The 12,384-nt window shown below is 69.8% G+C and carries 10 protein-coding genes; 6 read left to right on the forward strand and 4 right to left on the reverse strand.

The annotated features are described in order from the left end of the window. The first annotated feature begins 358 nt into the window (after positions 1 to 358). Together ABD830_RS19760 and ABD830_RS19765 are read left to right on the forward strand one after the other, a co-directional pair. Complete coding sequence (locus ABD830_RS19760; RefSeq protein ID WP_344989128.1) at positions 359 to 2,875, forward strand: DNA gyrase/topoisomerase IV subunit A; 2,517 nt, start codon at positions 359 to 361, stop codon at positions 2,873 to 2,875. A 116-nt stretch (positions 2,876 to 2,991) separates the two neighbouring features. Then, positions 2,992 to 6,036 (forward strand): glycoside hydrolase family 3 N-terminal domain-containing protein, encoded by a 3,045-nt coding sequence (locus ABD830_RS19765; protein ID WP_344989131.1) that lies wholly within the window; start codon positions 2,992 to 2,994, stop codon positions 6,034 to 6,036. 89 nt (positions 6,037 to 6,125) lie between these two features. Here the strand turns inward: ABD830_RS19765 and ABD830_RS19770 are convergent, their stop codons facing one another. After that, the gene (locus ABD830_RS19770; RefSeq protein WP_344989134.1) at positions 6,126 to 6,497 is read right to left on the reverse strand and encodes a VOC family protein; all 372 of its coding nucleotides are present in this window, start codon (positions 6,495 to 6,497) and stop codon (positions 6,126 to 6,128) included. A gap of 56 nt (positions 6,498 to 6,553) precedes the next feature. On the opposite strand from ABD830_RS19770, the gene ABD830_RS19775 reads away from it, so the two are divergent. Beyond that, the gene (locus tag ABD830_RS19775; protein WP_344989136.1) at positions 6,554 to 7,117 is read left to right on the forward strand and encodes a thioredoxin family protein; all 564 of its coding nucleotides are present in this window, start codon (positions 6,554 to 6,556) and stop codon (positions 7,115 to 7,117) included. Positions 7,118 to 7,145: 28 nt separating this feature from the next. On the opposite strand, the gene ABD830_RS19780 is transcribed toward ABD830_RS19775, so the two are convergent. Next, positions 7,146 to 7,463 carry a hypothetical protein gene (locus ABD830_RS19780; RefSeq protein ID WP_344989138.1) on the reverse strand — a complete coding sequence of 106 codons (318 nt, stop codon included), beginning with the start codon at positions 7,461 to 7,463 and terminating at the stop codon, positions 7,146 to 7,148. Between the two features lie 139 nt (positions 7,464 to 7,602). On the opposite strand from ABD830_RS19780, the gene ABD830_RS19785 reads away from it, so the two are divergent. Further along, positions 7,603 to 8,097 (forward strand): beta-class carbonic anhydrase, encoded by a 495-nt coding sequence (locus ABD830_RS19785; RefSeq protein WP_344989141.1) that lies wholly within the window; start codon positions 7,603 to 7,605, stop codon positions 8,095 to 8,097. Between the two features lie 387 nt (positions 8,098 to 8,484). Here ABD830_RS19785 and ABD830_RS19790 read toward each other — a convergent pair whose 3' ends face one another. Beyond that, positions 8,485 to 10,551 (reverse strand): DNA gyrase/topoisomerase IV subunit B, encoded by a 2,067-nt coding sequence (locus ABD830_RS19790; RefSeq protein WP_344989144.1) that lies wholly within the window; start codon positions 10,549 to 10,551, stop codon positions 8,485 to 8,487. A 247-nt stretch (positions 10,552 to 10,798) separates the two neighbouring features. Here ABD830_RS19790 and ABD830_RS19795 point away from each other — a divergent pair, with 247 nt between their 5' ends. Beyond that, positions 10,799 to 11,029, forward strand: a complete 231-nt coding sequence (locus ABD830_RS19795; RefSeq protein ID WP_043614520.1) for a DUF7455 domain-containing protein — start codon at positions 10,799 to 10,801, stop codon at positions 11,027 to 11,029. A 127-nt stretch (positions 11,030 to 11,156) separates the two neighbouring features. Here ABD830_RS19795 and ABD830_RS19800 read toward each other — a convergent pair whose 3' ends face one another. Further along, a complete protein-coding gene (locus tag ABD830_RS19800) occupies positions 11,157 to 11,897 on the reverse strand; it encodes a GNAT family N-acetyltransferase (RefSeq protein ID WP_344989147.1) in 741 nt (246 codons plus the stop codon). Between the two features lie 108 nt (positions 11,898 to 12,005). Here ABD830_RS19800 and ABD830_RS19805 point away from each other — a divergent pair, with 108 nt between their 5' ends. Next, positions 12,006 to 12,341, forward strand: coding sequence for a rhodanese-like domain-containing protein (locus ABD830_RS19805; RefSeq protein ID WP_344989150.1), 336 nt, complete (start codon positions 12,006 to 12,008; stop codon positions 12,339 to 12,341). Positions 12,342 to 12,384: the final 43 nt, after the last annotated feature.

A 12,384-nucleotide genomic window follows, 5' to 3' on the forward strand; every position in this document is an offset into this window, starting at 1 on the left:
CGTAACACCAAGCAATTGCTTGGTCAAGACGACTTGCGGCGACGCGCATCGAACAGGTATGCGAGAAGCGACCCGGATCAAGTATCATCTTGACTTCGGCGCAATGCCCGGCCTTCGGCGAGGAGGTGCTTCGGTGACGTGGGCGGCTTCACCCGCCTACGCGTGAGAGGCGCGATGGATACGTCACAGTGGACGTCGCTCGTGCCATCATCTCCAGGGGCAAACACCCCGCAACCCGCCGCCTCACCCGCCGATCTGACGCTTCTCCAGCGAGCTGACGGATACGGTTACAGCACAAGGACAGAAGGAGGATGCGCTTCCCCTCGGCGCGACGGCCGAGGTAGCCGCGCAGCACAAGATGGCCCGACGCACGACTGCACCCCCTACTGAGGACTTCGAGGAGCGGATCGTCGACATCGACGTCACCTCGGAGATGCGCACCAGCTATCTCGAGTACGCGTACTCGGTGATCTACCAGCGCGCCCTGCCCGACGCGCGTGACGGCCTCAAGCCCGTGCAGCGGCGCATCCTCTACTCGATGAGCGAGATGGGCCTGCGGCCCGACCGCGGGCACGTCAAGTCGTCGCGTGTCGTCGGCGACGTCATGGGCAAGCTGCATCCCCACGGCGACAGCGCCATCTACGACGCTCTCGTGCGCCTGGCGCAGCCGTTCTCCATGCGCCTGCCGCTCGTCGACGGCCACGGCAACTTCGGCTCCCCCGACGACATGCCCGCGGCCATGCGTTACACCGAGGCCAGGCTGGCCCCGGCGGCGATGCTCATGGTCGAGTCGCTCGACGAGGACACCGTCGATTTCAAGCCCAACTACGACGGGCAGGAGACCGAGCCGGTCGTCATGCCGTCGGCCTTCCCCAACCTGCTGGTCAACGGCACGAGCGGCATCGCGGTCGGCATGGCCACCAACATGGCGCCGCACAACCTCGTCGAGGTCGTGGCCGCCGCCCGCCACCTGATCAAGAAGCCGGACGCGTCGCTGGACGAGCTGATGACGTTCGTGCCGGGTCCGGACCTGCCGACGGGCGGCTCGATCATCGGGCTCCAGGGGGTGCGCGACGCTTACGAGAACGGGCGCGGCACCTTCCGCATGCGGGCCAAGTGCACGGTGGAGCAGATCACGCCGCGCCGCAAGGGCATCGTGGTCACCGAGCTCCCCTACAACGTCGGCCCCGAGCGTGTCGTCACCAAGATCAAGGAGCTGGTGACGTCCAAGAAGCTGCAGGGCATCGCCGACCTCAAGGACCTCACCGACCGCCACAAGGGCCTGCGGCTGGTCATCGAGATCAAGAACGGCTTCATCCCTGAGGCGGTCCTCGAGGAGCTCTACCGGCTGACGCCGATGGAGGAGACGTTCGGCATCAACAACGTCGCCCTGGTCGAGGGCGAGCCGCGCACGCTCGGGCTCCGCGAGATGCTCCAGGTCTATGTCAACCACCGGCTCGAGGTGGTGCGGCGCAGGTCGGAGTTCCGGCGGCGCAAGCGCGAGGAGCGCCTCCACCTGGTCGACGGCCTCATCATCGCCCTGCTCAACATCGACGAGGTCATCCAGGTCATCCGCGCCTCCGACGACTCGGCGCAGGCGCGCACGCGGCTGATGGACGTGTTCGACCTGACCGAGATCCAGGCCGCCTACATCCTGGACACGCCGCTGCGGCGGCTCACCAGGTTCGACAAGCTCGAGCTCGACCGGGAGAAGCAGACGCTGAGCGAGGAGATCGCGCGGCTCAACGAGATCCTCTCCTCGGAGACCAAGCTCCGCCAGGTGGTCTCGGGCGAGCTGGCCGACGTGGCCAAGAAGTACGGCACGCCGCGCCGCACCGTGCTGCTGGAGGCGCCGGGCGTCACCCGCACCCCGGTCGTGGATCTGCAGGTGGCCGACGACCCGTGCCTGGCGATGCTCTCCTCGACCGGCCTGCTGGCCCGCACCTCCGACGCCTCGCCGCTGCCGGGAGAGGGCGAGCGCTCGGCACACGACGTGCTGGTGTCGGTCGTCAAGACGTCCGTACGCGGTGAGGTCGGCGTGGTGACGTCGCTGGGCCGGTTGATCCGGGTCCAGGTCGTGGACCTGCCGACGCTGCCCACCACGGCCAACCCGCCGTCCCTGTCGGGCGGGCACCCGGTCGCCGAGTACGTCTCGCTGCAGCCCGACGAGAAGGTGGTCGGCCTGGGCTCACTCGACCCCGACGGCCCCGGTCTGGCCCTGGGCACGGCTCAGGGCGTGGTCAAGCGGGTGGTGCCCGACTACCCGGCCAACCGCGACGACTTCGAAGTGATCACGTTGAAGGACGGCGACAGCGTGGTGGGCGCCGTCGAGCTCGTGTCCGAGTCCCACGACCTGGTGTTCATCTCCTCCGACGCCCAGCTCCTGCGCTACCCGGCCTCGCTGGTGCGCCCGCAGGGCCGCCCGGCGGGCGGCATGGCGGGCATCCGGCTCGACGACGGCGCCCGGGTGATCTGGTTCGGGGTGGTGGATCCCGAACGTCCCGCGCACGTGGTGACGGTCGCCGGCTCCTCCACGGCGCTGCCCGGCACGCAGGTGGGGGGCGGCAAGGTGTCCGATTACGCCGAGTTCCCCGCCAAGGGCCGGGCGACGGGCGGGGTGCGCGCCCAGCGCTTCCTGAAGGGCGAGGACGAACTGCTGCTGGCCTGGGCCGGCCCGGCTCCGGCCAAGGCGGTCTCCACCGTGGGCAAGCCCGTGCCGCTTCCGGAGGAGGTGGGGCGCCGGGACGGCTCCGGCGTCCGCCTCACCCACACCATCGGCGCCGTCGGCGGCGCTCTCGCCTCGACCCCCGAGTCCCTGCTCACGGAGGTCACGGCGACACCGGCCGTCGCGGAGGACGAGCAACCCCAGCTCTGACGCTTCCCCGGGCCGTTGCCGGACTCTCCCATGGGTCCGGCGGCGGCCCGCTGTTATGAAATGCCTCCCGCCGCCGATCTCCTCTGAGAGCGCTCTCTTTGCCAGCCGGAGGTACCGTGTCCCGATCCAGAACCCCGTTATGGGCGGCCCTCGCCCTGGTCGCGTCCCTGATCGTCGCACCGCACGCCGCCGTGGCCGCCGAGCCGGGCACCATCACCGACTTCGAGTCGGACGCCGTTCCCACCGGCGTGTACGCCTGGGGCAACGACGCGGCCTCGACCCCCACGCTCACGGTCGAGCCGGGACCGGACCGGCCAGGGGCGGCGGAGGCCAACCGGGTGCTCAAGTCCGTGTACAACGTGAGCCAATGGGGCGGATGGTCGCACGATCTGGCCGCCGCGCAGGACTGGTCCCCGTACGAGGGCTTCTCCTTCTGGGTGAAGGGTGCGGGCTCGGGCCAGAAGATCTCTTTCGAGATCAAGGACGGCGGCGCCGGAGCGGGCGCCGCCGAGCTGTTCGAGTCGTCGTTCACCGACGACGCGGCGGGCTGGCGGCAGGTGAAGGTGCCGTTCTCCAGCTTCACCAGGCGCGCCGACTACCAGCCCGGCGGCGCCCCCACGGACGGCGAGCTGGATCTGGTGGCCATGTGGGGCTACTCGATGCGGCTGCCGACCGCGCAGGGCACGCTGGAATGGGACCAGGTCGAGCTCTACGGGACGGCTCCCCCACGCCCCGCCAGGCTCTCCACCGACAGGCCCGTCTACCCGGTGAACGAGAAGGGCGAGGCGAAGGTGATCGTCACCGTCACCACCGCCACCGGCCGCCCCCTGCCCGCCGACCTGGCCGTGAACTACCGGACCGGTACGGGCACCGCCACCCCCGGCAGCGACTACACGCCCGCTGAAGGCACCCTGACGTTCCCGGCGGGAACGGCCTCCGGGGCCGCCAGGTCGTTCACGATCGCGACGCTGAAGGACGGCCAGGACGAGGTGGCCGAGACCATCCCGATCGAGCTGTCCGGCGCCGGCACCAGACCCCCGGCCGAGGCGCCGGTCGTCGTGATCAACGCGCACGGTCTCCCGTACGCGAATCCCCGCAAGCCCGTCAAGGAGCGCGTGGCCGACCTGCTCCAGCGGATGACGCTGGAGGAGAAGATCGGGCAGATGACGCAGGCCGAGCGCAACGCGCTGGGCAAGCAGAGCGACATCGCCACGTACGCGCTCGGCTCGCTCCTGTCGGGCGGCGGCTCCGCCCCCGCGCCCAACACCCCGGAGGCGTGGGCCGACATGATCGACGCGTTCCAGCTCCAGGCGCAGCGGACCCGGCTCCAGGTGCCGCTGATCTACGGCGTGGACGCGGTACACGGCCACAACAACGTGGCCGGCGCGACGATCTTCCCGCACAACGCCGGCATGGGCGCCACCCGCGACCCCGACCTTGTGAAGCGGCAGGGCGAGATCACCGCAAAAGAGGTGAAGGCCACCGGCATCCCGTGGGATTTCGCGCCGTGCCTGTGCGTGTCACGCGACGACCGGTGGGGCCGGGCGTATGAGTCGTTCGGGGAGGACCCGGCGCTGGTGTCGCGGATGACCACGATCATCGACGGCCTCCAGGACAACGGCGTGCTGGCCACCGCCAAGCACTACGTCGGCGACGGCGGCACCGCGTACGGCTCCTCGACGAGCGGCGACTACACCATCGACCAGGGCGTCACCAAGGTCAGCCGTCAGGAGCTGGAGGCGATCCACCTGGCGCCGTTCAAGGAGGCGGTCAAGCGGGGCGTGGCCACCGTCATGCCGTCGTTCTCGAGCGTGGACTTCGGCGACGGCCCGCTCAAGATGCACGCCCACAAGGAGCTGATCACGGACGCGCTCAAGGGCCGGCTCGGCTTCAAGGGGTTCGTGATCAGCGACTGGCAGGCCATCGACCAGATCCCCGGCGACTACGCGAGCGACGTGCGCACCTCGATCAACGCCGGGCTGGACATGATCATGGTGCCGTACGCCTACCCGGCGTTCGAGAGCACGCTGACGGCCGAGGTGGAGGCCGGGCGCGTGCCCGTGCGGCGCGTGGACGACGCGGTCGCGCGGATCCTGACGCAGAAGTTCAGGCTGGGGCTGTTCGAGCATCCGTACGCCGACCGGTCGGGGATCGCGGACGTCGGCTCCGCGGCGCACCGGGCGGTCGCGCGCGCGGCCGCGGCCAGGTCGCAGGTGCTGCTGAAGAACGACGGCGGCCTGCTGCCCCTGCGCCGCGACGCCAAGGTCTACGTGGCCGGCTCGAACGCCGATGACCTCGGCAACCAGACCGGCGGCTGGACGATCAGCTGGCAGGGCTCGTCGGGGCCGATCACCCCCGGCACCACGATCCTGCAGGCGATCCGCTCCCGTGCCGCCTCGGTGACCTACTCGAAGGACGCCTCCGCCGGCCTGTCCGGGCACGACGTGGGCGTCGTGGTGGTGGGCGAGACTCCCTACGCCGAGGGCCAGGGCGACGTGGGCCGCGCCGGCCGCACGCTGAACCTGGCCGCCGCCGACCGGGCGGCGATCGACAAGGTGTGCGGGGCGATGAAGTGCGTCGTCCTGGTCGTCTCGGGGCGTCCGCTGCTGCTCGGCGACCTGTCGGGCGTAGAGGCCGTGGTGGCCTCCTGGCTGCCGGGTACCGAGGGCGACGGCGTGGCCGACCCGCTGTTCGGCGCGGTCCCGTACACCGGGCGGCTGCCGTTCACCTGGTTCCGCTCGGTGGAGCAGGTGCCGATCAACGTGGGCGACGCCGCGTACGACCCGCTCTGGCCGTACGGGTGGGGGCTGCGCACCGACCGGCCCCGTGACCGGCTCAAGGCCGCGCGCGACCGGCTCGCCTCCGGTGACGGGGCCTCCAAGGCCGCGGCGGCGGTCCTGACGCTGTCCGGGCGCAGCTGGAACGCCGACGGGTCGGTACGTGACGCGCGCGCCGTCCTGGCTGTCCTGGGCACGGCCGCGGCGCTGCTCGAACGGTCGAAGACCGACACGTACGCCGTGGACGACGCCGTCGTGTCGGTGGCCAGGGACATCGCGCAGAGCGCGGGCAGGCGCCCCGACCTGCAGGCGTCGGCCGACCACGAGCTGGCGGCGGGCAACCTGCGCAAGGCGGCGGACCTGCTGGCCCAGGCCGCCCGCTGAAACGACAGAGGGGCTGACCCCGCGCGGCGCGGGGTCAGCCCCTCTTCCCCAGGAGGCGGCCGGTCTCCTCGGGCCCGGGGCAGGCTCCGCTAGTCCTTGCAGAGGCAGAACGTGTGCCCCGCCGGGTCCAGGAACACCCGGAAGCTGTCGTCCTCGCTGGGCTGGTGCTCGTGCTTGGTCGCGCCGATCTCGAGCACCTGCTTCTCCGCCTTGTCCATGTCGGTGACCGTCAGGTCGAGGTGGAGCTGCTGAGGCCGTTCGGGATCGGGCCAGGTCGGGGGCCGGAAGTCGGGCGCGAGCTGGAACCCCAGCCGCTTGGGGGACCCGCCGTCGCTCACCACCACCCACTCGTCGTCGGCGTACGTGACGGGCCAGCCCAGCACGCGCGAGTAGAACTCGGCCAGGGCCCTCGGATCGGGACAGTCCAGCACGGTGGTGCGGAACTCCGCGATGCCGCTCACTCGATTCACCTCTCAGGGTCGTTTTGCCGGGACAGCGTCAGACAAGAATGAATGCCATGGCTGCCAACTCGTTCATGGTGCCGCTGGGCACTCCAGCGCCCGCCTTTGACCTGACCGCCATCAACGGCGGCAGCGTATCGCTCGAAGACCTCAAAGATTCTCCCGCCACCCTCGTGGTCTTCCTCTCCAACCACTGCCCGTACGTGCGGCACATCGAGAAAGGCCTCGGCGCCCTTGCCGCCGACTACGGCGCCAGGCTGTCGATCGTCGCGATCTGCAGCAATGACAGCGTGAACTACCCGGACGACGATCCGACACACCTGGCGGAGCAGGCCGCTCGGGCCGGGTTCACGTTCCCGTACCTGCTGGACGACACCCAGGAGGTGGCCAAGGCGTACCGGGCGGCGTGCACGCCGGACTTCTTCCTGTACGACGCGCAGCTCCGGCTCGTCTACCGGGGTGAGTTCGACGGCGCGAGGCCGGGCAACGCGCTGCCGGTGACCGGGGAGTCGCTCCGTGCGGCCATCGACGCCGTGCTCGACGGCCGGCCGGTGCCCGAGGAGCAGAACCCGTCACTGGGCTGCGGCATCAAGTGGAAACCGGGCAACGCACCCGCGTGATCCGCGTGCACACCGTTTCCGTCGGCGGCTACTGGCTGGCGGCGCTGATGGCGGACGGGAGCGCGAGCAGCAGCTCGTGCGGCTCGCCGCCCTGCCAGTGGCGGACCAGCCGGTTGCCCGCCTCGCCGGGGTCGAAGCCCTCACAGCCCAGGGGCCCGAAGCAGCCCGCCTGATCCAGCATGAGGATCAGCGGGTCGTCGTCGGGGAGCCTGGCCGCGTAGGCGGCGGTGTCGAGGAGAGCCAGGGCTGTCCTGGCGTTGCGGCCCTCGTCCTTGGACTCCACGCGGTCGAGGCGGCGCCATGCCTGGGCACGGAGATACGCGGCGAGCGATTCGGACCTACTCACGACAGACCTTCTTCGATCACGTACAAAGGGCTACGACATCATCACGCAAAGTCACGCGCTTTCGTGGGATGTTTGCCAACTCCAGCCAGTCGCGACCCCGTTCACCACCAGCTATGGGGCACAGGGCATCATTTGTGGCATGAGTGCGTTCGACGACCTGTATGCCGCCAACGCGAAATTCGCCAAGAGGTTCGCCAACTCCGGGCTCACCGGCCGCGCCGCTCGCGGGCTCGCCGTGGTGACCTGCATGGACTCCCGCATCGACCCGCTCGGCCTGCTCGGCCTGAAAGCCGGCGACGCCAAGATCCTCCGCAACGCCGGGGCCCGGGTGACGGACGACGTGCTACGCACCCTGGTGCTGGCCGTCTACGTGCTCGGGGTGGAGCGCGTGCTCGTCATGCCCCATACGGACTGCGGCATGGCCAAGGTCACGGACCCGGACGTACACGCCCTGACCCAGGAACGCGGGGTGGACACCCGCAGCCTGGAGTTCCACACGGTGCCCGACCAGAACGAGGCGCTCCGCCACGACCTCACCCGGATCAGGTCCACGCCGTTCCTGCCTCAGGGGATGCCGGTGGCGGGCGCCATCTACGACGTCCGCACCGGCCGCCTGACCCCTGCGCCGTTCTGAGCTCCTTCACGTACGACAGGTGCCCGGTTGTGGGCGGCGGCACGGGACGAGTGGCCGCACAGCATGACCGGGCACGCAAACCACCGCGCTCAGAGCCCCCCGGAGCGCACGGGGAGCCCCTTGGAGCGGAATCCCTTGAGAACAGCCGCCACACGGCCCTACAGGCGCCTCTGAGGCGTTCCTACGCGGCCGCATGCGCCGGCGGCCGCGCCCCTGTGGGCCTCCTGGCGCCGTACGCCGTTCCTGGCCCCATGGTCCACCCGCTGCCTACGACGAGCACGTCACCGGTCGAGGCACCGGCCCTGCACAAGCGCGCGAAGGCGTTGACCAGCGCCAAGCCCCGGCAGTCCTCACCATGCGCGCCGGGACCGACAGCCGGGCGGATCGTCAGGCGTCGATGTGGTCGCGATCCACCTCGGCGGCGCTCTTGACGATGAACTCCCGCCGGGGCGCCACGTCGCTGCCCATCAGCAGGTTGAAGATGGCCTCGGCCTCCTCGACATCCTCGATGCGGACCCGGCGCAGGATGCGGTGCCGCGGGTCCATGGTCGTCTCGGCCAGCTGGTCGGCGTCCATCTCGCCCAGACCCTTGTACCGCTGCACCGGGTCCTTCCATCGCCTGCCGCGCCGTTCGAGATCCCGCAGCACCTTCTGCAGCTCGCCGTCGGAGTAGCAGTAGATGTACTTCTCCTTGCCCCGGCCGGGGTTGGTCAGCTCGATGCGGTGCAGCGGCGGCACCGCGGCGAACACACGCCCCGCCTCCACCATCGGCCGCATGTAACGATGGAAGAGGGTCAGGAGCAGGCAGCGGATGTGCGCGCCGTCGACGTCGGCGTCGGCCATGAGGATGATCTTGCCGTAGCGGGCGGACTCGATGTCGAACGAGCGCCCGGACCCGGCCCCGACCACCTGGATGATGGCGGCGCACTCAGCGTTCTTGAGCATGTCGCTCATGGACGCCTTCTGCACGTTGAGGATCTTGCCCCGGATCGGCAGCAGCGCCTGGAACTCCGAGTCGCGGGCCAGCTTGGCCGTGCCGAGCGCCGAGTCACCCTCGACGATGAACAGCTCGCTCCGGTCCACCGCGTCATTGCGGCAGTCGACCAGCTTCGCCGGGAGCGCGGAATTCTCCAGGGCGCTCTTGCGGCGCTGGTTGTCACGGTGCTCGCGGGCCGCGATGCGGGCCTTGGCCGCGGCGACGATCTTCTCGAGAACGGCGCGGAGCGGCTGCTTGTAGCCGCGCGGCGGGTTGGTGAACAGCTCCCTCAGCTCGCGGGAGACCACGTGCGAGACGATGCGGGTGGCCGCCGAGGTGCCGAGCACCTCCTTGGTCTGGCCCTCGAACTGCGGCTCCGGCACCCGGACCGTGACCACGCCGGTCAGGCCCTCGGAGATGTCGTCCTTGGTGACGGGGTCGTCGCCGTTCTTCAGCAGGCGGGTCTCGCGCAGCAGCTCGTTGATCGTGCGGACCAGGCCGCGCTCGAAGCCCGTCACGTGGGTGCCGCCCTTGGGGGTGGAGATCACGTTGACGAACGAGCGGACGGTCGACTCGTAGCCCTTGCCCCAGCGGATCGCCACGTCGACGGTGAGCTCGCGCTGCACCTCGGTGGGCGTCATGTGGCCCTGGTCGTCGAGGACCGGCACGGTCTCGTGGAAGTGGCCCTCGCCCTGCAGACGCAGCACGTCGCAGACGGCCTCGTCGCGGGCCAGGAACTCGGTGAACTCGGAGATGCCGCCGTCGAAGCGGAACTCCTCCTCCACACGCTCCTCGTGCCTGCTGTCGACGACCGCCAGGGTCAGGCCGGGCACCAGGAACGCGGTCTGCCGCAGCCGCACGTGGATCTCGTCGAGCGAGACCTCGGCGTCGGGCAGGAAGATCTGCTTGTCGGCCCAGAAGCGCACGCGGGTGCCGGTGACGTTCTTGGGGATCGTGTCGCCGATCCGGAGCCCGGACTTCTTCTTGAACTTCGCGGTGGGGCCGGGGCCGTCGAAGACGCCGGGGACGCCGCGGCGGAAGCTGATCTCGTGCACCCGGCCGCCGCTGTCGACCTCGACGTCCAGGCGTGCGGACAGCGCGTTGACCACCGAGGCGCCGACGCCGTGGAGGCCGCCGGAGGCGCCGTAGGAGCCGCCGCCGAACTTGCCGCCCGCGTGCAGCTTGGTGTAGACGAGCTCGACCCCGGCCAGGCCGGTCTTGGGATGGATGTCAACGGGAATGCCCCGGCCGTTGTCGCGCACCTCGATGGAGCCGTCCGGGTAGAGCTCGACCTCGATGCGGTCGCAGTGCCCTGCGAGTGCCTCGTCGACGCCGTTGTCCACGATCTCCCAGAGGCAGTGCATGAGCCCGCGGCTGTCGGTGGACCCGATGTACATGCCGGGCCGCTTGCGGACTGCTTCCAGCCCCTCAAGCACCGACAGGTGACGAGCCGTGTAACCCGCCTCCACTAGCGTCACTCCAGCTCCCCTGGTCTAGGCATCGAACACGTGTGCGTAGCCTACCGTTCTTCCCGCACGCGCGCGTACAAGCTTGCCACGCCGACACGTTTGCCGTTACCAACCGGCTGATCGTCATTACTTTGGGACACATTCCGCTCTGGGCGTAGCGAGGGCGCGGTTGGGAACGTCCACGTCCGGTTAGATGTTGTTCCAAGTGACTGACGCCAGATCCTCGCTTCGGCGGGGGTGACCCGAAAGGCGATACGTGACTGGAGCTCTCGCCCCCGTTAAGCCGCTGACGGCCCTCGACCGCTGCGACCGCTGCGGCGCCCAGGCCTACATTCGCGCGACCCTGCCTGTGGGTGGGGAGTTGCTGTTCTGCGCCCATCACGGGCGTCAGCACATTGCAGCGCTGCGCGAAAAGGGCGCCGACATCCTGGACGAGTCGGCTCGACTCAGCGAAACCCCTTCAATTGCCCCCAACGACGAGCGCTAGGCAGCGCTGGTCGTGCTGAGATAACCACATATTGCGTCGCACCGAACGGCGACCCCGGGCCCACCCGGGGCCGCCGTTCGGTGCGTCCGTACACCGAGAAGCGCTTGGGGGCGGCAGGCCGCGCGAGTCAGCGCACCCGGTAGTGATACCGGCCCGCGATCTCCAGGCCCTCGCCGCGATAGAGCGCCTGCGCCGTCAGGTTCGCGGCGGTGGTGACCAGGTAGGCGGACTCGGCGTCCGCATGCCGCACCAGCGCCCGCAGGACCGCACGGGCCAATCCCCGGCGGCGGGCCCGAGGCAGTGTGGCCATGCAGTAGATCCCGAGCGTGTCGCCATGGGACATTCCTGACGCACCCGGCGCATTCCCCAGCTCACCCTGCGGCACGGCGCGCCCGACGGCGAGCGCCACGCCGTCCTCCTCGTACGCCGCGTACCACGCCGGAACCCCCGTGCAGATGCGCTCCGCGTCCTCGAAACCGCTGCCGTACCGGCCGTCCACGGCCCACCACGCCTCCAGCCAGCCCCGCCACGGCCGGTCCTCGATCCTCACCTTGTACGCAGGCGGGCCGGCAGTGGGCGAACCGGCCATGACCACGGTCGGGTCGACCAGCTCGTAGCCTCGCCGTTCCAACTCCTCATCCAGCCCGGGCGTGGCGTTCAGACCCAGCGAGAAGACACAACGCTGCCCGCGCTCCCCGTAGAACGCCTCCGCCGCCTCGATGGCGCCGCCCAGGTCGGCGGGCTCGCCCAGAGCGAGCACGGAGTTGGCCCGCTTGGTCACGCCACCGGCATGACGGAACACCCATCCGTCATGAACGTGCTGCTCGTAGGCGGGCCAGGCCTCATGGACAAGGAGGTCGAAATTCACCTGCGCAGCCTAACCGACCTCCTGAAGCCTCCTTGACCAACCGGACCGCAGTCCGATAATTTCCCAACGACAGAAATCGGACCGCAGTCCATTTATTGGGAGTACACCATGACCGCACTCATCACCCGGGAAGAGCTCAAAGCCGCCATCGACGCCGGCACCGTCACCGTCATCGACGCGCTCGGTGGTGACTACTACGCCAAGCAGCACCTTCCCGGTGCGATCCCGCTGGTGGAGGCCGAGGTCGCCGATCGCGCCGCGGAGCTGCTGCCCGACCGGAACGCCGCGATCGTCACCTACTGCAGCAACCCCGCCTGCAACAACAGCCAGGCTGTCGCCAACCGCCTGGAGAGCCTCGGCTACACCCAGGTCCGCAAGTACCGGGAAGGCATCGAGGACTGGGCCGCAGCGGGCCTGCCGCTGGAGGGAGCGCTCACCGCGTAGCCGTACGCGGCGGGGAGAAGCCTCCTACCAGGAGCAATAAGGT

It is taken from the genome of Nonomuraea helvata (genome assembly GCF_039535785.1).
Taxonomy (GTDB): domain Bacteria; phylum Actinomycetota; class Actinomycetes; order Streptosporangiales; family Streptosporangiaceae; genus Nonomuraea; species Nonomuraea helvata.